Annotated in this window: 24 protein-coding genes; 4 read left to right on the top strand and 20 right to left on the bottom strand. The window is 59.0% G+C overall.

Annotation, left to right across the window (positions count from 1 at the left end; all coding sequences use genetic code 11):
- Nucleotides 1-118 precede the first annotated feature (118 nt).
- The 8 genes from ACTG3X_RS03630 to ACTG3X_RS03595 form a co-directional block, all read right to left on the bottom strand.
- The gene (locus tag ACTG3X_RS03630; RefSeq protein WP_439109873.1) at nt 119-454 is read right to left on the bottom strand and encodes a hypothetical protein; all 336 of its coding nucleotides are present in this window, start codon (nt 452-454) and stop codon (nt 119-121) included.
- A 71-nt stretch (nt 455-525) separates the two neighbouring features.
- On the bottom strand, nt 526-1,362 hold the full coding sequence (locus ACTG3X_RS03625; protein WP_439109872.1) for a 4-(cytidine 5'-diphospho)-2-C-methyl-D-erythritol kinase: 837 nt from the start codon (nt 1,360-1,362) through the stop codon (nt 526-528).
- Nucleotides 1,349-3,070, bottom strand: a complete 1,722-nt coding sequence (locus ACTG3X_RS03620; protein WP_439109871.1) for a tetratricopeptide repeat protein — start codon at nt 3,068-3,070, stop codon at nt 1,349-1,351. The genes ACTG3X_RS03625 and ACTG3X_RS03620 overlap by 14 nt, the downstream gene beginning before the upstream one ends.
- 103 nt (nt 3,071-3,173) lie before the next feature.
- Entirely contained in the window at nt 3,174-3,680 is a 507-nt protein-coding gene (locus ACTG3X_RS03615) for a helix-turn-helix transcriptional regulator (RefSeq protein ID WP_439109870.1), read from the bottom strand.
- Between the two features lie 13 nt (nt 3,681-3,693).
- Nucleotides 3,694-4,218 carry a cytochrome b/b6 domain-containing protein gene (locus ACTG3X_RS03610; protein ID WP_439109869.1) on the bottom strand — a complete coding sequence of 175 codons (525 nt, stop codon included), beginning with the start codon at nt 4,216-4,218 and terminating at the stop codon, nt 3,694-3,696.
- A 54-nt stretch (nt 4,219-4,272) separates the two neighbouring features.
- Complete coding sequence (locus tag ACTG3X_RS03605; RefSeq protein ID WP_424377645.1) at nt 4,273-4,542, bottom strand: PepSY domain-containing protein; 270 nt, start codon at nt 4,540-4,542, stop codon at nt 4,273-4,275.
- 200 nt (nt 4,543-4,742) lie between these two features.
- Entirely contained in the window at nt 4,743-6,386 is a 1,644-nt protein-coding gene (locus tag ACTG3X_RS03600; protein WP_439109868.1) for a 4Fe-4S dicluster domain-containing protein, read from the bottom strand.
- Nucleotides 6,387-6,504: 118 nt separating this feature from the next.
- Nucleotides 6,505-7,509, bottom strand: coding sequence for a phosphatase PAP2 family protein (locus ACTG3X_RS03595; RefSeq protein WP_439109867.1), 1,005 nt, complete (start codon nt 7,507-7,509; stop codon nt 6,505-6,507).
- Nucleotides 7,510-7,757: 248 nt separating this feature from the next.
- Here ACTG3X_RS03595 and greA point away from each other — a divergent pair, with 248 nt between their 5' ends.
- On the top strand, nt 7,758-8,228 hold the full coding sequence (gene greA / locus ACTG3X_RS03590) for a transcription elongation factor GreA (RefSeq protein WP_439109866.1): 471 nt from the start codon (nt 7,758-7,760) through the stop codon (nt 8,226-8,228).
- Between the two features lie 16 nt (nt 8,229-8,244).
- Nucleotides 8,245-9,261, top strand: a complete 1,017-nt coding sequence (locus ACTG3X_RS03585) for a hypothetical protein (protein ID WP_439109865.1) — start codon at nt 8,245-8,247, stop codon at nt 9,259-9,261.
- Nucleotides 9,262-9,346: 85 nt separating this feature from the next.
- On the opposite strand, the gene ACTG3X_RS03580 is transcribed toward ACTG3X_RS03585, so the two are convergent.
- The 7 genes from ACTG3X_RS03580 to ACTG3X_RS03550 form a co-directional block, all read right to left on the bottom strand.
- Nucleotides 9,347-10,228 (bottom strand): bile acid:sodium symporter family protein, encoded by an 882-nt coding sequence (locus ACTG3X_RS03580; RefSeq protein WP_439109864.1) that lies wholly within the window; start codon nt 10,226-10,228, stop codon nt 9,347-9,349.
- A 19-nt stretch (nt 10,229-10,247) separates the two neighbouring features.
- Entirely contained in the window at nt 10,248-11,978 is a 1,731-nt protein-coding gene (locus ACTG3X_RS03575) for an AMP-binding protein (protein ID WP_439109863.1), read from the bottom strand.
- Nucleotides 11,979-12,184: 206 nt separating this feature from the next.
- On the bottom strand, nt 12,185-13,447 hold the full coding sequence (locus ACTG3X_RS03570) for a molybdenum cofactor synthesis domain-containing protein (RefSeq protein WP_439109862.1): 1,263 nt from the start codon (nt 13,445-13,447) through the stop codon (nt 12,185-12,187).
- Entirely contained in the window at nt 13,432-14,265 is an 834-nt protein-coding gene (locus tag ACTG3X_RS03565; RefSeq protein ID WP_439109861.1) for a molybdopterin guanine dinucleotide synthesis, read from the bottom strand. Before ACTG3X_RS03565 ends, ACTG3X_RS03570 begins: the two co-directional genes overlap by 16 nt.
- Entirely contained in the window at nt 14,262-14,756 is a 495-nt protein-coding gene (gene mobB / locus ACTG3X_RS03560) for a molybdopterin-guanine dinucleotide biosynthesis protein B (RefSeq protein ID WP_439109860.1), read from the bottom strand. Before mobB ends, ACTG3X_RS03565 begins: the two co-directional genes overlap by 4 nt.
- The gene (gene mobA / locus ACTG3X_RS03555) at nt 14,753-15,340 is read right to left on the bottom strand and encodes a molybdenum cofactor guanylyltransferase MobA (RefSeq protein ID WP_439109859.1); all 588 of its coding nucleotides are present in this window, start codon (nt 15,338-15,340) and stop codon (nt 14,753-14,755) included. The genes mobB and mobA overlap by 4 nt, the downstream gene beginning before the upstream one ends.
- Nucleotides 15,337-16,218 carry a formate dehydrogenase accessory sulfurtransferase FdhD gene (locus ACTG3X_RS03550; RefSeq protein WP_439109858.1) on the bottom strand — a complete coding sequence of 294 codons (882 nt, stop codon included), beginning with the start codon at nt 16,216-16,218 and terminating at the stop codon, nt 15,337-15,339. The genes mobA and ACTG3X_RS03550 overlap by 4 nt, the downstream gene beginning before the upstream one ends.
- Nucleotides 16,219-16,272: 54 nt before the next feature.
- On the opposite strand from ACTG3X_RS03550, the gene ACTG3X_RS03545 reads away from it, so the two are divergent.
- Entirely contained in the window at nt 16,273-16,989 is a 717-nt protein-coding gene (locus ACTG3X_RS03545) for an AzlC family ABC transporter permease (RefSeq protein WP_439109857.1), read from the top strand.
- Nucleotides 16,986-17,312 carry an AzlD domain-containing protein gene (locus tag ACTG3X_RS03540; protein ID WP_439109856.1) on the top strand — a complete coding sequence of 109 codons (327 nt, stop codon included), beginning with the start codon at nt 16,986-16,988 and terminating at the stop codon, nt 17,310-17,312. The genes ACTG3X_RS03545 and ACTG3X_RS03540 overlap by 4 nt, the downstream gene beginning before the upstream one ends.
- Here ACTG3X_RS03540 and ACTG3X_RS03535 read toward each other — a convergent pair.
- From ACTG3X_RS03535 to ACTG3X_RS03515, 5 genes are all read right to left on the bottom strand, one after another.
- Entirely contained in the window at nt 17,309-17,896 is a 588-nt protein-coding gene (locus tag ACTG3X_RS03535) for a hypothetical protein (RefSeq protein WP_439109855.1), read from the bottom strand. The genes ACTG3X_RS03540 and ACTG3X_RS03535 overlap by 4 nt on opposite strands.
- 28 nt (nt 17,897-17,924) lie before the next feature.
- Complete coding sequence (locus tag ACTG3X_RS03530) at nt 17,925-18,059, bottom strand: aa3-type cytochrome c oxidase subunit IV (protein ID WP_439109854.1); 135 nt, start codon at nt 18,057-18,059, stop codon at nt 17,925-17,927.
- Between the two features lie 106 nt (nt 18,060-18,165).
- Nucleotides 18,166-18,633 (bottom strand): DUF6173 family protein, encoded by a 468-nt coding sequence (locus ACTG3X_RS03525; RefSeq protein ID WP_439109853.1) that lies wholly within the window; start codon nt 18,631-18,633, stop codon nt 18,166-18,168.
- 3 nt (nt 18,634-18,636) lie between these two features.
- Nucleotides 18,637-19,665 (bottom strand): MBL fold metallo-hydrolase, encoded by a 1,029-nt coding sequence (locus tag ACTG3X_RS03520; protein WP_439109852.1) that lies wholly within the window; start codon nt 19,663-19,665, stop codon nt 18,637-18,639.
- Between the two features lie 8 nt (nt 19,666-19,673).
- Nucleotides 19,674-21,395 (bottom strand): acyl-CoA dehydrogenase, encoded by a 1,722-nt coding sequence (locus ACTG3X_RS03515; protein ID WP_439109851.1) that lies wholly within the window; start codon nt 21,393-21,395, stop codon nt 19,674-19,676.
- Nucleotides 21,396-21,403 lie beyond the last annotated feature (8 nt).

Below are 21,403 nucleotides of genomic sequence, written 5' to 3'. Positions count from 1 at the left end.
ATGGCCCTGGCCATGTTACCTGACACCCACCTGTACATACAGGTCCTCGGGAATGAGATAACCCAACGGCTGCGGTGGTTCCGTCACCACTTTCTTCTGGTAGAGTTAAGCTTGGCCTTCAGTACCGGCGCGACTGTTGCGGCTGGCGCTTTGGCGTCACGCGCACAGGCACCGGCTCCGCCAGATGCACATGGCTCGGAGCGCGGGTACCACCGCGTGGCTCATCGTCGTCGTCATCTTTCATGCGCATCACGGCGATCCCGAATTGCACACCGGCAAAGATAACGCCGTTTGACACCCAAAGCACGACCACAGCCAACAGGCCTTTGTCAGAGGTGCTCACAAGGTGCCAGAGGTTGGCAATGTTAAACCACAGCAACATGCCCACAAACAGCCCTGCAAGGGCAAAGCCGATGATGACGTTTACGATATAGAGCTTGATGAGCTTTGGCATGATGCGAATCCTCTCTGCATCCTGAACGTAACCTTTCAACAAAAGGTTGCAAGCTCTGCGCCAAAATTCTCTCAACTGAGCCAAACGGCGCTCACCCACCAGTCAGGGCGCTGCGCCTGAAGCGTGGCTGCCGCGCGGTCGGCTGCACCAAAGTCGTCAAACAGAGCGAAACAAGTGGCGCCAGAGCCTGACATGCGCGCCAGCCGCGCGCCGTCCAAGGCCCAGAGGCGGTCCAGCACCTCACCGATCACTGGTGCAAGTGCCAGCGCAGGTGTCTCAAGGTCATTGCGGGTCTTGTCAGCAAGATAGGCCACAAGCCCATCAACATCGCCAAGCTCGGGCAACGGCGGCAAAGGGCCGTTGTCTTTGCGCGTCAGCTGGCCAAACACCCGAGGCGTGGCCACCTCCACACGCGGGTTGGCCAGGACAGCTGCCACGGGCGGTAAAGCCGCCGCCTCTACCTGCTCCCCCACACCGCGCATCAGGCAGGCACGGCCAAAATAGCAGACAGGCACATCAGCCCCCAGCTCGGCCAGACGCGCCGTGTCGCAAGGTTGCCCCGTCAGCGCCTCAAGCGCACGCAAGGCCGCCGCAGCATCTGACGAGCCCCCGCCAATACCAGCCGCAGCCGGCAGGTTTTTCTCAAGCTCGAAAGACGCCCCGTGGCCTGCCCAGGCCGCCGCCTTGAGCACAAGGTTTTCTGGCCCCGTCGGCACGCCAGCCGCCAGTGGCCCCTGCACCCTCAGACTGGGGCTTGTCGCAAGCCGCGCGGTCAGCTGATCCCCAACATTGGCAAAGGCAACAAGGCTTTCGAGCAGATGATACCCATCTGCCCGCTGCCCCGTCACATGCAAGGCGAGGTTAATCTTGGCAGGCGCAAAGGCCTTCGCCACATCAGCTGTCGTCATTCACAAGCTCAAGCGGCTTTGCGCCCTCGTCCTCAAGCACACGGTCAAGCCCGACCTCAAGCTTGCGGCGAATGCGGTCGGGGTCGGCATCTTGGCTGACTTCACCATGGTCGATAAACGACAAGGCCCGCTTCCACTGAAACTCTGCTTCAAGCTTGCGCCCCACTGCCCAATACACATCCCCCAAGTGGTCGTTCACCACAGGGTCAATCGACATAAGCTCTGCCGCCCGCTCCATATGTGGCACAGCTTCGTCAAAGCGCCCAAGGCGGAACAAGGCCCAGCCCAGACTGTCGATGATGTAGCCGCTCTGAGGGCGCGCCGCGACTGCCTGCTCGATCATCGCAAGCGCCTCATCGAGCTTCAGATGCTTCTCGACAAGCGAATAGCCAAGGTAGTTGAGCACATTCGGCTCACCCGGGCTAATGGCCAGTGCCGCGCGAAAGTCGGCCTCGGCTTGAGGCCAGTTGTCAAGCCGCTCATGGGCAATGCCACGTGTGTAATACGTCCGCCAATCTGTGCTTTCGCGGCCCTCCCAAAGGGCGAGCGAGCGGTCATAGGCCTCAACAGCCTCTTCAAAGCGGTCTTCACCGCGCAGCAAATCTCCCATCGCACTGTGCACAACAGGCAAGTTGGCATGGCTTTTTGTAAGCTGCTGCATCACCTCGATTGCCGCATCAACCTTGCCAGCTTGGCGCAGGGTCTCGGCACGGCCCAACTCGGCCACATGAAACGCGGGGTGGCTATTGGGGACAGAGCGATACGCCGCCACGGCAGCATCATATTGGCCTTGGTCTTCCAAGAGCTGCGCCAGTAGCAAACTCGCATCGACAAGATCGGGGCGCATCTGCTGCGCCACGCGCGCAAACAAAAGCGTGTCAGTGCCGCGTGGCTCGCCTGCCAAAGCGCCCGCTATGGTGAAAAACACTTCTGCCAGCCCGTCACGCGGACTTGTGATAACATCAAAGCGCAGAGCAGACCCGGCCTCAAGAGCATCGCGCATTTGGGCGATTTCAGGGTCTTGCGTCTCTCCAAAGCGCGCCTTGAGAAGCTCTAGCGCGGCCGCGCCACGGCCCAGTTGGCTGAGGATTTGCACATGGGTCAACACACCACGGCGCGACTGCATGATCGAACCAGGCTGCCCGGAGCCAAACAAAGCCTCTGCACTCTCAAGGTCACCGACCAGCGCCAGCGCCATAGCCTTGTGGTAAAGGCCGAACGCCCGCGTGCCACTGGCCTCGGACACCGCGCCAAATTCGGCCAGTGCCGCGCTCATATCGCCTGTCCCGACAAGGGCCCAGGCTTTCACAAGCCCGTCAACAAGATCGCCCATAAGACGCGCCTCATCGACACGCAGAATAAGCGCCGCATAGTCCTCATCTGCCCCCTCAAGGGCAGCCAGCGCCATCTGGCCGATCTGGCTCTTGTGCCCGTCAGCCTCAAGCTTGCGCGCCACAATCCCTGCGCGGTCAAATTGCCCCAGCGCCACCTGCGCAAGGATCAACTCGTCCATCAGTTCCAGATTGCCCACATCCCGCGTCAGCGCGATGGTGAAGTAGCGCGCAGCGGCTTCATAATCGTTAGAATACTGGGCTTGCCGTGCCGCAAGGTAGGCGCCCGAAAACCCGTCAGCGGCCAATGGCACTGGCAATGCCAGCGCCATACCGAGAGCGGCCAGTCCGGCCACCCGCTTGAAACCCATATTCATCCCTGACGCCCTCTGTTTCTGGCTGTTGATGTCCAGAGTAAACATGACGCCCGTAAAAGCAAGGTGAAGGCGCGCGCAACACACACATCGGCAACAAAACGGACTAGTCCAGATGCCGTGTGTGCCCAAGCAGAGCATCAATCAACACGCTCAGAAGCTCGCCACGGCCATGCGTACCTGATTTGCGATAGATCGCGTTGAGATGTGCCTTGATTGTACCTTCTGCCGAGCCACGCACACGAGCGATTTCAGCGATATCAAGCCCCTTGACCAGAAACGTCGCCACATCCATCTCAGCAGGCGACAGCTTCCACGCCTCAAACTCGGAATCAATTACCTCATAGACAGCGGCACTTGCCCCGCGCAACCTGTCTTCCAGATGCGCTTCGCGCCGCAAGATCGAGAGCAAAAGCCATGCCTCAAAGCCAATCGTTGCCATGAGGCTTCCCGCTGCAAAGATTTCCACCCAAAGATGGAACCCGCCGCCAAAGACCCCCATCGCGCGATAGTCGGCAATCACATCACCAACGAAAAACACCGCACAGAAAAACTGAACGCCCATCAAAAGCGTCAGCCAGAACGGCATATTGGGCGTTTTGTTCAGTCGCATCATAAGCCCCCGCCTACCTGTCAGGCATGTCTTTGTAGCCTGTGACCATGGCCCGCATGAGGTTTACGCCCGTGCGCTTGCTTTCGTATATCACAGCCAGAATATGAAGGACGACAGATGCCTCTGTCCAGATCGCCGCAAGCTCGTGCAGCTCTTCGGTCCATTCCGTGCCCCAGAACATATCGGTCGTCATCAGGTAGCCCGACAGGCAGAGCACCAGAAGCGAGCCGATGAGGTTGTAAATCATCAGCGCGCCAAGCGGCGAATGGCCGACATGGCCGTGGCTTCGCTGCGTGGCAATCTCGGTGAGCTGCTGCTTTGCTCCGCTCACGCTTGGCGGAAAGCTGGCAAACCGCGCATAGCCACGGCCTAAAAAGCCCCAGACAATGCGCAAAAGCACCAGCGTCAAAACAACATAACCGACCTGATTGTGCAGCTTGCTGTCATCATCAATGACAAGTGCATTGGCCGCAAAAGCGATCACAAGCAGCCAATGAAAGCTGCGCACAGCGATGTCCCAAACAAATATGCGCTTCATAGTTCACCTCAAAGGTTAGCGAAGGGCGCACCACTTGCGCGCCCTTCAAGCCGATCAATCGTCGCGCTCGATTTTCATAATCTTGAAGCCAGCATCAAGATAGATTTCGTAGCGTTCGCCGTCCTTGCGCGCATAGGCTTCATACTTGCCATCGTCGAGCTTGATCTTGGCCACTTCATAGCCTTGCTCAGTCAGCATCGAGTTGATTTTGGCGCGGTTTTCTTCATTCAGCTCTACGGAGCCGCTCGAGCCATAGTCGCTCGCAAAAGCAGGTGCCGCCAAAGCGCTCATCAAAACAGCGGGGAGGATAAACTTACGGATCATGTTACTCGTCCTTTTCAAATCAGAGATTAGCAAGACGCGTCTCGCTCTTGCCCCCTCAACATGACCACCCTGCACTGAAATCCTATTAGCCCAAAAGTCTAATCCAAGGTTTTCGGCCCAGAGATATAGAAGCTTATACCTCTGGTTTAGGCTTTGAGCCCTAGAAATGAAAAGGGCGGGGTCATCCCCCGCCCTCTCTCTTACATATTAGGGTAGTTCGGCCCGTCCCCGCCTTGTGGCGTCGTCCAGTTGATATTCTGGCTCGGGTCTTTGATATCGCAGGTCTTGCAGTGCACACAGTTCTGGAAGTTGATCACAAACTGCTGCTCGCCGTCTTTCTCGACAAACTCATAGACACCCGCAGGGCAGTAGCGCGCCGATGGGCCTGCATATTTCACAAGATTCACACCCACAGGAATGCTCGCATCCTTGAGCTTGAGGTGCGCTGGCTGGCTTTCTTCATGGTTGGTCATGGAGAAGCTCACATTGGTGAGGCGGTCAAAGCTCAGCGTTCCGTCAGGCTTGGGATAGTCGATCTCTTTGTGCGCTGCCGCCGGCTCTGTTGAGTCCGCGTCGTTCTTGCCGTGCTTCATCGTACCAAAGAGCGAGAAGCCAAGCGTGTTTGTCCACATATCAAGTCCGCCAAGTACGAGTGATGGCAGCAAGCCCCACTTGGACCACATCGGCTTCACGTTGCGCACTTTCTTCAGGTCTTTGCCAATCGCACCAGCGCGCACTTCGGCCTCGTAGGCGCTCAGTTCGTCACCCGCGCGGCCAGCCTTGATCGCCTCATGCGCGGCCTCGGCTGCGGCCATGCCCGAAAGCATCGCGTTGTGGTTGCCCTTGATGCGCGGCACGTTGACCATCCCCACCGAGCAGCCCAGCATCGCCACACCGGGCGCAACCATCTTGGGCATCGACTGATAGCCGCCCTCGCTGATCGCGCGCGCGCCATAAGCCACACGCTTGCCGCCCTTGAGCAGCTCGGCCACCATCGGATGATGCTTGAAGCGCTGGAACTCCATGTAGGGGTAAAGATGCGGGTTCTTGTAGTTGAGATGCACCACAAATCCGACATAAACCTGATTGTTCTCGAGGTGGTAGATAAACGACCCGCCGCCCGCGTTGCTGTTGAGTGGCCAGCCCATCGTGTGGGTCACGCTACCTTCGCGGTGCTTCTCAGGGTCAATCTCCCAGATCTCTTTCATCCCAAGACCAAACTTCTGCGGTTCGTGACCATCAGACAGGTTGTATTTGGCGATCACTTCCTTGGCGAGGCTGCCGCGCACACCTTCGGAAAGGAACACATACTTGCCATGCAGCTCCATACCCGGCTCGCTGTTGGGGCCAAGGCTTCCATCGGCCTCAAGCCCGAAAACACCCGCAACAACACCTTTGATTCGGTCACCCTCGTAAACAAGCTCGCTACAGGCCATGCCAGGGAAAATCTCGACACCCAGCTCTTCGGCCTGCTGCGCCATCCAGCGGCAGACATTGCCCATCGAGACAATGTAGTTGCCGTGGTTGTTCATCAGCGGCGGCATCGGGAAGTTGGGGATACGGATTTCGCCCGCTTCGCCCAGCATATAGAAGTTATCGTCTTTCACAGGCACATTGAGCGGCGCGCCTTTGGCTTTCCAATCAGGGATCAGCTTGTCCAGCCCGCAAGGGTCAAGCACAGCGCCCGAGAGGATGTGTGCACCCACCTCGGAGCCTTTTTCCAGCACCACAACATCAAGATCAGGATCAAGCTGTTTGAGACGGATCGCAGCCGAAAGGCCCGCAGGCCCCGCACCCACAATAACGACATCATATTCCATAGTCTCGCGGACAACGTCGGACATGTTCTTCTTCCCTCTTGCGCGTTTGGGTAACAAAATTTCAAAAGAATTACATGGCTTCACACAAGGGCGTCAATCACAGCCGCGGCTTTTCTTCGCTTTTGCAGAAAATTTCGCCGCGTCACGCAAGTGTTTTGTGCAGCTTTGAGCGCGCAGGGCTTTGCCCAAACCTGCTCATGCGACCCATAAGCGCAGGAGCCGCACAAACCGCGCTTATCGCACCCGCCGAGAAAATTCCGTCGACCGCATAGTGCCATCCTGTGAAAACCGACAAAAACAGGATCACAGCCGCATAGCCCAACCCGAGTGGCGCAAGCCACTTGCTACGTTCTGTAAGGTAGCAAGCCCAAAGCGTCGCCATCGCAACATGCATTGAAGGAAAGGCCGAGATGCCACTGCCACGCAGCTGCTGGCCACCATCGGCCTGATAGGCCTGCCACAGGCCTTCTTGCAACATCCGCACGCTTGACCCCTCAAAGCCGACAGTCGCAAGGCTTGCAGGCAAAGCCGCAAAGACATCCGCGCCCAGAAGCCTGTCGTGATAGATCGGCCCGGCCGAGCTCATCACCGTGGCCAGCCCGAGACCGAGCACAAGCCAGCTGTAAAAATAGATCTTCAGGTAGCGCACCTTACGGGCCACATCGGTTTCAAACACAACAACAACCGCAGGAAACACCAGCATCGAAACAGCCCAGATCGGGATATAAAACAGCATCGCCGTCTCGGCAGTCATGTACTGTGCAAACTGGTGGCTCCAGACATAGCCGTCCACGCCACCAAAAAGCGCACGGTCCCAAGCGGCCAGCATCGGGTCCGCCCAGAACGGCATCATCATCGGAATGGTCGTCTTGATGATCAGAAACGAGCTGCACAAAAGCGCTGAGCCAAACAGAACCGAGACGATCTCAAGGCTCTTGAGGCGGTTGTAGAGCAGATAGCCAAGGCAGATAGGCACCACAAACAGCCCTGTTGTGCCTGTCACCATCATCTCGCCAATCGAGAGGTTGCCCGCCAAGAACGCAGGCAGATAAGCAAAGGAATAACCCCTGATGACAAAGCCGAATACCACGGCAAACAACGTAAAGCGCAAACAATAGCGCAAAAAGAATGTCTGATGCTCGGCCATGCCTTGCCCTTCTGGTCTCGGTTCACAGCCAAAAAGCAAAACAATGTGGCGCGAGTTGGGCCTGAGCTTGCAAGCTTTCAGGCATCAACGCCAACAGAGAAAGCTCTCTCAAAATTCCGCCCATTGATGCACTTGCCCCTTTACACTATTGCAAGACAGCCCATGTGTGGGACAGAGTGGCGACAACCTCGGTACCGTAACAAACACCAAAGCGCGCGAGACGCGCCAAAAGACTTAAAGGCAGTGCAATGGACAAATTTCCAATGACACGCGCAGGCCATGCCGCGCTGGAAGCAGAATTGAAAAACCTCAAGACGGTTGAGCGCCCCGCAGTGATCTCGGCCATCGCCGAAGCACGCGAGCTGGGTGACTTGAAAGAAAACGCCGAGTACCACTCTGCCCGCGAGAAGCAGGGCTTTATCGAAGGCCGCATTCAGGAGCTTGAAGCTGTGCTCAGCCGCGCCGATGTGATCGACCCGACCAAGCTTTCGGGGGCGGTAAAGTTCGGCGCAACTGTCACGTTGGTTGATGAAGACACCGACGAAGAGAAGATCTGGCGCATCGTGGGCGAATATGAGGCCAACATCGAAAAAGGAATGCTCAACATCAACTCACCAATCGCACGCGCGCTGATTGGCAAGGAAGAGGGCGATAGCGTCGAAGTCCGCACACCGGGCGGCGAAAAGAGCTATGAAATCCTGAAAATCAACTTCGTCTGAAAGCGTGAGCACCCCCATGTCAGACCCCCAAGAAACACGCCCCACGCCCCTTGGCATCTATGATCGCCAAGCCGCCGAGAAGATCACCTCGATCGAGATCATCGCGCTGAGCCTCTCTGTGGTCTGGCTTCTGGGGGCTGTGATTTTCTTTCTGACCTTGCCCGCCGAGACCTCAACAGAAGAGACGACAGGCGGCACGCTGCGCTTCATGATGACCATGCTGGCCGTCTTTATGCCCGTGGGCATGATCTGGGTCGCCGCAACCGCTGCGCGCGCCTCCAAAATCATGCGCGAAGAAAGCCAGCGTCTCCAGTCCGCCATCGACGCAATCCGCCACGCCTATATCGTTCAGAGCCAGGGCGGGCGTATCAATGCCGAGCCTTCGGTGGCGCGCAAGCTGGATGAAATCGCCGCCGCGCAGCGCAAGACCGAGACAGCCTTGGCCACATTCACCTCCAGCCGCGATGCGCGCAGCACACGCCCCCAAGCCCTTGCGCCCGAGCCACAGTCCGAAGCGCAGACAGCACTGCCGCTTGGCACATCTGCCGAAGACATGGCCCCCTCGATCGGCCGTGACGAGTTTATCCGCGCCATCAACTTCCCGGAAACAGCCGAAGACACCGAGGGCTTCAACGCCCTGCGCCGCGCGCTCAAAGACCGCGCTGTGGCAGGGCTTGTTCAGGCCGCTCAAGACGTGCTGACGCTGCTCAGCCAAGACGGCATCTATATGGACGATCTGCGCCCGGACATGGCCCGCCCCGAGATCTGGCGCCAGTTTGCCCAAGGCATACGAGGCCGCGAAATTGCCGCTTTGGGCGGTGTGCGCGACCGTTCTTCACTGGCGCTCACATCGGGCCGTATGCGCGAAGACCCGATCTTCCGCGACGCGGTGCACCACTTCCTGCGCCGCTTTGACAAGAGCTTTGTGCAGTTTGAAGCCGAGGCCAGCGACACCGAGATATCAGAGCTGGCAGGCACCCGCACAGCGCGCGCCTTTATGCTCTTGGGTCGCGTTGCCGGCGTTTTCGACTAAGCCTGTTTCCGACAAAACCAGCTCCATACAAAAACGCGCGCATCACATCAGTGGTGCGCGCGTTTTCAATGAAGTCGCTGCTCTGTCAGAGCAGCCCGTCAGGCATCTTCTGCTCCGCTGCGGTATTGGCACGGCGGAAGTAGAGCGTGACCAATGTCGAGACGATCACAATGAACAGCGAATAAAGCACAGGCACAGCGTTGATCGCCTGTTGCTCGGCCCCCGTGAAGGTAAAGGCGATAATCGCAATCGCCAGTGGCCCGTTCTGGATCCCTGTTTCCAACCCGACCGTGCGCGCATTGCGCGGGTGCAGCTTCAGCGTCTTGGCAAAAAGATAGCCCACGCTGATCCCGATCACCCCGATGGCGAGAGAAGCCACATAGGTTGCCCAGCTGGTTTCCATCAGGAAGGCAAAGTTGCGCGGAATCCATGAGACAATGAGAAAGACGATGAAAAACACAGCCAGCACCGAGCCCATAAACTCGGTCACAGCGCCGACATTGGCGTTGAACTTGCGCAAGAGCATCCCGATGGCGACAGGCACAAGCAACAAGACCAGCGTCGCAATGATATTCTCGCGCGGGATATCCACATCAAGCGCGCCCGCATAGACCACCAGCACAACCGGAATAAGGATCACCCCGAAGATTGTTGATGTCACCGTCATCAAAACAGAGAGCGCCAGATTGCCCTTGGAGAAATAGGTGAAAATATTGGATGTCGTGCCACCGGGCATACAAGACATGATCAAAATCCCGATCTTGATCGGATCAGACACAGGCAGCGTCAGCGCCAGCAAAAAGCCGATAAACGGCATAAACCCGTATTGAGAGATCACCCCGATCATCAGCCCGTAGGGCCGCTTGAGCGCCAGCACAAAGTCGCGCGGGGTCAGTGAAGCGCCCATGCCCAGCATGATCACAAAGATCATGAGCGCCAGCAGTGCCTGTTCAAATTGTCCAACCATGTTGAAACCCTGTCTCTGTTCAGCTCTCGGATGCGGCGGTGCGCAGAGCTATTTCTTCGCTGCGCAAATCCTTGCGCAGAATTTTCCCAACATTTGATTTTGGCAGCTCCTCACGGAACTCGACCGTTTTGGGCACTTTGTAAGCCGTCAGATGCTCTTTGCAGTAGATACGGATTTCGGCCTGCGTCAGCGTTCTGTCACTCGCCACAACAAAGGCCTTCACAGCCTCGCCTGAAGCACCATCAGGCACACCAATCACCGCCGCCTCCAGAATACCGGGGTGTGCTGCAAGGCAATCTTCGATCTCGTTGGGGTAGACATTGAAGCCCGACACCAGAACAAGGTCTTTCTTACGGTCAACAACCGCAAAATACCCGTCGGCATCCATCACACCGATGTCGCCCGTCAAAAGCCAGTCATCCAGCATTGTCTTGGCCGTCTCTTCAGGCTTCTGCCAATAGCCCTTCATAATCTGGGGGCCACGCGCTGCCAGCTCGCCAGGCTGGCCCTGAGGCACCTCGTTGCCTGCCTCATCCACACAGCGCAGTTCGGTCGACGGCACAGGAATTCCGATAGAATTGGGCCGTGTTTTGCCCAGCGGATTGAAGGTGATCACAGGAGAAGATTCCGTCAGCCCGTAGCCTTCCAGCACAGGCTTGCCCGTCACCTCTTCCCAGCGCGCAGCGACCGAGCTTTGCAAGGCCATACCACCTGCCGAGGCAAATTTGAGATGCTTGGGCGGTGAGTCCAGAAACCATATCTCGTTGCTCAGCCCGTTAAACAGCGTGTTCACACCGCTCATCCAGGTGATCGGATAGTTTTCAAACGCACGCTTGAGGTTTGCGAGCGGGCGCGGATTGGGGATCAGAATGTTGCGTGCCCCCAAATAGTAAAACCCGAGCAAATTCACCGTGAAGGCAAAGATATGATACAGCGGCAGCGCCGTCAGAGCGACTTCTTTGCCCTTCTCCACACCCGAGATCATTTCCATGGTCTGCTCCATGTTCATCATCAGGTTTTCGTGCGTCAGCATCGCCCCCTTGGAAACACCGGTTGTCCCGCCCGTATACTGCAAACAGGCGATGTCATCCGGCCCCACGTCAGCGCGATATTCCTCAACAGCAATGCTCTCGTCGCGGCGTTGGCGCCGCCCGGCCTCGATGGCCTCGGGCAAACGGATATGCGCCAGCTCGATGGGCGCAAGCGTGCGGTCCCAATGCTTTTGCACCAGTCGCACGATCCCGCGCGGCATAGCAGGGAAAAACTCCGCCACCTGCGTGATGATAATATTGGGGATAGGATGCCCCTGCAGCGCCTCGGTGAGCTTGTCAGAAAACATATCCACCACAATCAGCGCTTGCGGTGACGCATCTGCAAACTGGCGTGCCATTTCTTCCGCTGTGTAAAGCGGGTTCACGTTCACAAGCACGCAACCCGCCTTCAGAATGGCAAATGCCGCCACAGGAAAAGACAGCCCGTTCGGCACCTGAAGCGCCACGCGGTCCCCCTTGCTCAGACCCGCCGTCTCGCGCAAATAGACTGCAAGCGCATCCGACATTTCGTCCACTTGGGCAAACGTCAAAGAGCCGTTCATCCCGTTGGGCAAACAGGCCGTAAAGGCAACCTTGCTGGCATAAAGATGCGCCACAGCGCTGACCATCTCACCGACGGTGCGATAATCTGCGTGGTCGATTTCCTTTCGGACAGACGGGCCATAAAAGGCCGTCCACGGACGTTGCGTTTGCTTCATTGTTCCTCCCCGAACAACATACTTGTGCGCACAAGTGCTGCTTTTTTATTTATGTTAGCCATAAGACACCGCCGCACACAACGAAAAGCGCGCGCACATAACCTTGCGTCACCTTGCGGGGTTTGGCCACTTTGCGCGAAATTTGCCAATAGGCTTTTGGTGTGGGTCCTATCGGTTCGCATCAAAAGGGTAAGCGGCCTGAAGCCTTACAAAAAGCTGCCATAAGGCACAAAGCGCACCCTGTCGCCGCGCGCGACATCCACCGCACCGTCTGGCAGCTCGACAAGGCCTTCAGCCCAGCTCAGCCCGCTAATGCGCCCCGACCCTTCCGAGGCAAACACCTCCACCTGCCCCTCGCGTACCCGCGCTCTCAGGTATTCTCGCCGCCCTGCTTTTTTGCGTTTTTCAAAGGCGGCAGGCAGCGCATAGCCCTGCGGCGCGCTCCACCCCCGCCCCGCCAAAACACCCATCGCAGGGCGCGCAAAGACAAGCGTGCAAACCAGCGCCGCCACAGGGTTGCCCGGCAGACCAAAGACAGGTGTTCCCTGCCACATGCCCAGTGCAAGCGGACGGCCCGGCTTCACCGCAATGCGCCACTCCTGCATGGCACCCGCCTCACGCAACAGGGCTGAGACATGGTCTTCATCACCGTTAGACGCACCCCCCGAAGTCAGGATCACATCCGCCTCCATGGCGGCGGCATCAAGGCGCGCGCGCAAAGCCTCGCGCGCATCGCCCACACGGCCCAAATCCACGGGCGCAAAGCCCATATCGGACAGCAGCGCCAGAAGCATCACGCGATTGGCATCATATATCTGCCCCGCGCGCGCCGCCTCGCCCGGCTCGACAAGCTCATCCCCTGTGGAAAGCACCCCCACACGCAGGCGCTCAAACACGGGCAAAGCCCCAAGCCCCGTGGCCGCAGCAAGCGCCAAATCGGCCGCGCCCAGCCGCTGCCCTGCGCGCAAGATTGCGTCACCAGCAGCCTTGTCCTCGCCCGCCTTGCGCGTGTTGGCATAGGGCTTCACCCCCTCGCGAAAGGCGATTGCCTCGGGTGAGGCGTTTACATCTTCTTCCAGAATAACCGTATCTACGCCCTCGGGCAGCGCCGCTCCTGTCAGGATGCGCACAGCTGATCCATACGGAACCGGATGGCCCAAAGGCACACCCGCCGCCGCGCGCCCCTCAACAAGCGGCAAAGTCTGATCACCCGCCCCCAAAGCCGCAAAGGCAAAGCCGTAGCCATCCACCGCCGCATTCGGCTCAGGCGGGTTGGCGCGCGCAGCCACAACATCTTTTGCCAGAATGCGCCCCAAAGCCGCGCTCAAAGCCAGCGTCTCTTCTGCCACAACACAGTGCAGACGTTGGCGCAGCCCATCCAGCGCCACATCGACGGGCGTCCAGTCCACACCCGCAGGCAACGCAAAGCAATCGTCCCGCAAGGGCGGTGGTTTCAACGTGGCGTGCAAAGTGCATCCTCCTGTCCAAGGCCCAAAATCCAGCCCTCGCGCAAAGCGCGCGGCGGGGTCTCGTTTAACATGGCGCTCAAAGCGGTGTCAGACAAGCCCGCCACCTGCCGCGCCAAAACGCGCACCTGCGCCGCGTCTTTGATCTCGCCATCCCGCTGCTCTGCCGCCACCTGCTTCGCAATCAGCGAAGGCCAGACCTCTCCCAACACGACCCGCGCATCCTGCCAGGGTTCAAACGGCCAGGCAACGGCTGCAAACCTTGCGCGAAGCCGCGCCAAAACGGGGAGCCCCATAATGGCTTGCGACCCAACAGAGCCAGCGCCAGACAGTTGCCAGCAAGTAAACGCGCCTTTGGCCCGTTCTTCCGCCAGCCGCGTCTCAAGCATCCCGTGGCCAGCGCGCGCCAGCCCTTTGCGCGGCAAATTCTCAATATCGCGGGCCAGCCCATTGCCCCAAAACGGCCCCACGCCGGCAAAGCGCGCGTTGACTGCACCAGCCAGATCAAAGCGGTTGTTGGCCTTTGGCGTATCTTCCACGTGCGCTGCAAACCAAGCCCAAACAGCGAGCGGATCATCCCGCCCTGTTAGCGCCTCGGCAAAGCCCAGCGGGTAGCCAAACGGAAAATCAAACCCGACAAAAACCCGCCCCGCGCAGGCCTCGATCTGCTCTGCAATCCACGCTTCTGCCACCTGACGGTTGCGCAAATAAACAGGCACTTGCCCCGCAATACAGGCCCAGATGGCATCTTTCTTGGGGCTTGGCCCACGGTCTAGCCCACCAGACCAATCTACCATGATGACCCTGTCAAACAGGCTCATCCCAGCCCCACTTCGCCCAAGATAAAATTAGCCACCGCCTTCGTGTCATTGAGGTCAAAGACGGGGCGGTCAAACGCCAGCGGCGTGTCAGAAGCCACCGCGCGCACTGTCGCGTCGTCCTGCCCGATGAGCGGGTTGCCCGTCTCGGCGCGAAAGGCCTCCACCTTTGGGTGCGCATCGCGTTTGTAGCCCTCGATCAAAACCAGATCGACAGGCGAGAGCCGTGCCAGGAGCGCATCAAGGCTTGGCTCTTCGGCCCCGCGCATCTCCTGCATAATAGCCACGCGCTTGCGCGAGGCAAGCACCACCTCATTGGCGCCAGCAATGCGGTGGCGGTAGCTGTCCTTCCCTTCGTGATCCACGTCAAAGGCATGGTGGGCGTGCTTTACCGTCGAAACGCTAATGCCCCGCGATGTGATTTCGCGCACCAGCCGCTCCATAAGCCCTGTCTTGCCCGCGTTCTTCCAGCCGACAACCCCGTATATTCTCATAGCATCGCCTCTGCTCTGTCTTTGTCTTCTGGTGTGTTGATGTTGAAAAACGCTTCAGCATCAGCAAACTCCGCCATGCGCCCACCGTGCTGGTCGGTCCAGAGCACAACCTTGCGCAAGCCACCCTCAAGGGCTGCGCGCAGATCGTCGCGCAGCGCCACAGGCCAGAGGCCAAACGTGGGCTGGCGGCCATCAGGCGTGCGCGCCAGAACAAGCGGCGCGGCCATCCCCTCGGCTTCCGCCGTCAGCCGCGCGACCAGATCGTCTGGAAAAAACGGCGTGTCCCCCGCAACCGTCACAATGCTCGCATGCCCTTGGCTCGCGGCCCAGTCGAGGCCCGCCAACACACCTGCCAGCGGCCCGGCAAAGCCAGCCACACTGTCCGCAATCACAGGCAGATCAAAGCTTGCAAAGCGCGCGGCATCGCCATTGGCATTCAGCGCCATCGCCCCAACTTGCGGGGCAAGCCGCGCCACGATGCTCTCAAGCATCGGCACGCCCTTCAAAGGCAAAAGGCATTTGTCGCCACCGCCCATACGCGTGGCGAGGCCACCCGCCAGTATCACACCCGCTGGCTGTGTCATGATGCACCCTTCCGTGAGCTTTTCTTTGGCTCATCCGGCACAGTCGCAGGGTCCATATCCCAGACAAGCCGCTCCTCGCCCGACAGGCAGACAAAGCGCTGGCCGCGCATTCGCCCCACCAGCGTCAGCCCCACTTGGCGCGCAATTTCAACGCCCCAAGCGGTAAAGCCCGAGCGCGACACAAGCGCAGGGATCCCCATAAGCGCGGTCTTGATCACCATTTCGCTGGTCAGCCGCCCCGTGGTGTAGAGCAGCTTGCCCTCAGCGCTCACGCCCTCGCTCAGCATCCAGCCAGCGACTTTATCAACCGCGTTGTGCCGCCCCACATCCTCCATGTAAACGAGCGGGCGCGCGCCCTCGCAAAGCACCGTCCCATGGATCGCGCCTGCGCTCAGATAGATAGAGGGCGTGCGGTTGATCTTGGCGCTCAGCGCATAAAGATCAGAGAGGTTCACAGCACTTGCAGGCAGGCTCAACCCCTCCAGCCCTTCCATCATATCGCCAAACACAGTGCCCACCGCACAGCCGGAGGTGCGCGTCTTTTTCTCAAGCTTGTCCTCAAAGCGCGTGCGCTGGTCGGTGCGCACAACAACAGCGTCCGACTCTTCATCATAGTCTACGCCCAGAACCTTATCAGCCTCGGTGATCATGCCCTGATTGCGCAGAAAGCCGAGCGCCAGATACTCGGGGTAGTCGCCAATCGTCATCGCCGTGACAATCTCGCGCGCGTTCAGAAAGATCGTCAGGGGCCGCTCTTCCACCACGTTGATCTCGGTCTGCTCTCCGTTCTGGTCACGCCCCGTCACCTTGCGTGTCAGGCGCACAGCCTCTGGATCTGGCGCCAGAATATAGCCCTCGGTGTCGTTGCTCTTGCCCAATTGCCTCTCCTTTTAAAACGCGCTAGCCCATTGGCACCAATGTAGGGGCAAGACATGCGCGCAACCACTCCAAAATCACCCCTAAAACAGGGGATACGCGACGCGGCGCCGTTCATTCTTGTTGTCTCGCCCTTTGCCATCGTCTTTGGCGTGGTCGCAACAGAATCGGGCCTCAGCATTGCCGAAACGTTGCTCTTCTCTGTCGCCGTCATTGCAGGCGCAGCCCAGTTCACCACATTGCAGCTTCTCAACGAGAACGCGCCCGCGGTGATTGCGCTTTTGTCAGGCCTTGCTGTCAACCTGCGTATGGCCATGTATTCGGCCTCGCTCACGCCCTACCTTGGGGCCGCGCCACTCTGGCAGCGCGCGCTGGTGGCCTACCTCACGGTTGATCAGTCCTACGCCTGCTCGGTTGCCGCCTATGAGCGCAACGCCAGCTGGACGCTCAAAGAGCGTATGACCTATTTCTTCGCCTGCTGTCTCCCCGTCATCCCGATGTGGTATCTGATGACCCTTGCTGGCGCGCTGATCGGCGAGAGCATCCCTGAAAGTGCCGCGCTCGACTTTGCCGTGCCCATCACCTTTCTGGCCCTCATCGCCCCGATGATGCGCACCCCTGCACATCTTGCAGCCGCGCTTGTCGCAAGCCTTGCAGCACTCAGCCTCACATGGGTTCCTTACAACTTGGGCCTGATGATCGCCGCCACTTTCGGGATGATTGTGGGCGCGCAAGCCGAGTTGATCCTCAAGAAACGGGGGATGATGACATGATCGAGCGCCCCGAACTTTGGTATACCATCGCAGGGCTTGCCGCAGGCAGCTTTCTGTTGCGCTTTGCCTTCTTGGGTTTTGTCGGCGACAGGCCGCTGCCCGAGTGGCTCTTGCGCCACCTGCGCTATACGGCTGTCGCTGTGCTCCCTGCGCTGATCGCGCCCATGGTGGCATGGCCCGCCGCAACGGGAGGCAGCTTTGATCTGCCACGCGGGCTGGCCGCCTTTGTCACGCTGGCCGCAGGTCTATGGTTCCGCTCGGTGATCATCTCGATCACGGCAGGTGCGGCCACATTGTATCTGGCTCTGTATTTGCTGGGTTAATTGATCTTTACGAGCGACGGATCATAGGCGCGCAGATCGGCGTTGTCATATTCATAGAGCCTGCGCTCTGTGACACCGGGCAAAGCGCCAAACTGCTCAGCCAGTTTCTTGGGGTACCAGCCAATGCTGATGCTCTCAAAGCCGGGAAGCTGGCTCAGGATGCCGGAGGTTGAGAGCGCGCATTGCGCATCACCCACGTTGCCCTTGGCCAAAGCCAGCCTGAGCGCTTGCTCGGCAACGGCCGGGGCCACGTCGATCTCTTGCACAACGACATGGAATGTCTCGCGCGCATGATAGCGCGTATAGACATCAGCCACACGCGGGCTGATGCCGAAAAGCACATCGTTCCGCTCCGGGATTGCAGGGTGATAGAACGTCCCTGCAGGATCCCAGATCACACGCTGACTCGCATTGATCATCAGCGAGGTATGCGCGCCTGCGCCCGAGCGGTTGTTGATCATGGTGAAGAGCGTCAGCTTGGCTGGCCCTTCGGCACGGTATTGCACTTTTGCAAGCTCTTCATCCGACGACCACCGCGCCTCTTTGGCGCAAGCTGAGACCGTCAGCGCAACAACCAGCGCCATGAAAACCTTGTAAAAAGCGCGCACGTGCTTAGCCGTTGACCATGTAAGCAAAGATCAGAATGCCCACGATCACAACAACCGAGCGCGAGATAAAGGTCATAAATCCACCAAACATTGCTTCGTGCTCGGATGTGTCCATTTCACCGTGTTTATGGTCGCTCATCATTGTCTCCTAAGTTCGCGTTTTTGGCTGGATACTGTATTTGCCAGCGCCTGTCACTATATTGCCGCGTCGCCGCGTCACTTTTGCATGGGGCCGCAACCCGCCCTCAGGCTTCGCCGTCTTCCAGCGCTTTGGCCAGACGAAAGCCGATGCGGTTGGGCGCTTGCGCGGGCACTTCTTTGGGCAAGGCGCGCAGCATCACATTGAGCTGGCTCACATGCTGCACCAGCTGTGTCTTGGCGCCGCTGGCGTCTTCGCCATAAAAGGTCACCATATCAGGATCAAAAAAGCCCATCCCCTCGATCCGCAGGACGCCGGCGTCACCGCCGGTAAAGCCCATGGCCACCTCGTGTTCGTTGTCGAGCTGTTCTTCAAAGTTCTGGATATACAAAATCAGACGCTCATGCGCCCACTCGGCAGGGCTTTTCTGGGCGGCGGGTTTCTTTGTCACGGCCTTGGGGGGCACTTGGCGCGTTTCGCCTGCCTTACTCTGGGGTGTGCAGTGGGCATCATAGCGTTTTGGCAGGGCCTCCGCTTCCAATGCTTCCGCCGATGTCAAAATCTGGTCACTCATGTCCTACCCCTTACTGCGCCAAAGCCACGCACCATGTTCGTTCAGCTCACGCGTCACGCGGCCCTCTCGCAACAAATGATTAAGGTGTGCGACAGCTTCCACAAGGGCCAATCCGTAAGTGCCTTGGTCAATTTTTCGTTTGAAGAGCACAGGAAAACACTCAACCGCTGTCTTGGGCGTGCCGAGATAGTCCGCCAGACGGTCAAGCCCGTGTACATGGTTGTCGCGCAACTGGCGCATACGAAAGGGCAGCCCCGTAAAGGGCCGCTTGTGGCCCGCCAGCACAATATGATCTTCGCGCGCGATGGCTGAGAACTTCTCGCATGAGGCAATCCACTCGCCCACAGGGTCAGCCTCGGGCTCGGTCGGGTAGACGCCAATGTTGGGGCTGATCGAACAAATGATCTGATCGCCCGACAAGACAAGGCTGTCGTCGCGGCTCCAGAATGTCAGGTGCTCGGGCGCATGGCCGTTGCCCTCCATCACATCCCAGCTGCGCCCCCCTGCTGTGAGCACATCCCCGTCTTTCAGCCGCGTGTAGCCCACAGGAATGGGTGCGCACACATCCGAAAAGTTATAGGGCCGCTCACTCAGGCGCTTGGCGAGTATATCCGCATCCATGCCAGCTTGGCGCCAAAAGGCCTCGGCCTGAGGCGTTGGCGTGGCTTCCTCATCCAGAATCAGCATCCGCGACAAAAGCCAAGCCGTGCGCGAGGCCCAAAGGCTCGCACCACGCGCCATAAACCACCCCGCCATCCCGATATGATCGGGGTGATGATGGGTCAGAATCACACGGCTCACAGGCTTGCCGCCAAGCGCTGTCTTCAGCAGGTCTTCCCACATCGCCACCGAGCGTTTGGTGTGAAAGCCCGTGTCCACAAGCGTCCAGCTGTCGCCCTCATCCAGTGCATAGACATTGACATGGTCCAGCACCATCGGCAGCGGCAGCCTGATCCAGAGCACGCCTTCGGCGACCTCGACCCAGCCGCCCGGCTCGGGCGTGTCAGGCCATGGATACCTCAAGCCTTGCATCTCGTCTCTCATGCCACAGCCAGATCATCGGCTGTCAGCGCAAAAAGATCGTCAGCGCCCTGTGTGGCATGGCTCAAAAGCGCTTTATGCTCGGGCAACAAGCGGTTGATATAGAAGCGCGCAAGCTTTGTGCGCGGGCCGTCTTCGCCCTCGGCCACAGCCGCACGCAGGTGGAAATAGCCTCCCAGCACGCGCGCATAGGCCGCCAGAAACGGAACCGACCCCGCAAAACGCGCGCTCATATCTGTTTGGGCCACCATCCATTCAGTCGCCTCGCGCAACGTCTCGGTGGCCTCCCAGAGCAGCCCTGCCATACGGGGGCGTGTGGTGCGCGCCTCTTCGGCAAAGCTCTGCATCTCGTCAATCAGCGTGTGAGCGGCTTCGCCCCCATCCATCAGCTTGCGCCCCACAAGGTCCATCGACTGGATACCGTTGGTGCCTTCATAGATCGCTGTGACGCGCACATCGCGCGAATATTGCGCGGCCCCCGTCTCCTCGACAAAGCCCATACCGCCATGAACCTGAACACCAATATCAGCCACTTTAATGCCGGTGTCTGTACCGAAGGCCTTGGTGATAGGTGTCAAAAACGCAGCCCGCGCGGCCCAGTCGGCCTCGCCTGTCGCGTGGCCCATATCAATCGCCACCGCATTGGCCAGCGCAATAGAGCGCGCAGCAAACAGCTCGGCACGCATCGTCGCCAGCATCCGTCGTACATCGGCATGATCAATGATCGCCCCGGTGCCACCGGCAACAGCCGTACGCCCTTGCTTGCGCTCCTGCGCATAGGCCAGCGCCTTTTGGTAAGCGCCTTCGCCCGCACCGATCCCCTGACAGCCCACGCCAAGGCGCGCGTTGTTCATCATGGTAAACATCGCTGCCAGCCCTGCGTTTTTCTCGCCAATCATCCAACCCGTGGCACCGTCATATTGCATCACGGCGGTGGGGCTGCCGTGCAGGCCCAGCTTATGCTCAAGGCTCACCACATTCAGCGTGTTGGCCACACCCGGGTTGCCCTCGGCATCAGGGATAAACTTGGGCACCAGAAACAGGCTGATCCCTTTTGTGCCCGCAGGCGCATCAGGCAGGCGCGCCAATACGAGATGGCAGACATTCTCGCTAAAATCATTGTCGCCCCAGCTGATATAAATCTTCTGGCCCGTCACGGCATATGTGCCGTCGCCATTGTCCTCGGCCTTGCTGGTCAGCGCACCCACGTCGCTGCCCGCTTGCGCCTCGGTCAGGTTCATCGTGCCGCACCATTCGCCCGAAACGAGCTTTGGCAAGTAAAGCGCCTTTATCTCTTCGCTCGCATGATGCTCCAGCGCCTCGATCTGGCCCTGCGTCATGAGCGGGTTGAGCTGAAGGCTCAAACACGCCGCGCTCATCATCTCGTTGACAGCCGTTGTCACCGTCATAGGCAAGCCCATGCCGCCAAACTCGGGGTCAGCCGCCACCGACACCCAGCCGCCCTCGCGGATCGCTTTATAACCTTCGCCAAAGCCCTTCGAGGTGCGCACCACCCCGTTTTCCAGCCGTGCAGGGTCTGTGTCGCCATTGCGCTGTAGCGGGTAGAGCACGTCGTCACACATGCGTGCCGCTTCCGTCAGAACAGCTGTGCAAAGCTCGTCACTGGCCTCTTCAAAGCGCTCTGTCGCACTCACTTGGCCATATCCAACAACATGGCGCATAATATATTGGTAGTCAGTCACAGGGGCGCGAAAGCTCATAAAATTCT

It is taken from the genome of Lentibacter sp. (assembly GCF_965658795.1).
Classification (GTDB): domain Bacteria; phylum Pseudomonadota; class Alphaproteobacteria; order Rhodobacterales; family Rhodobacteraceae; genus Lentibacter.
This window is presented reverse-complemented; position numbering and strand designations above follow the sequence as displayed.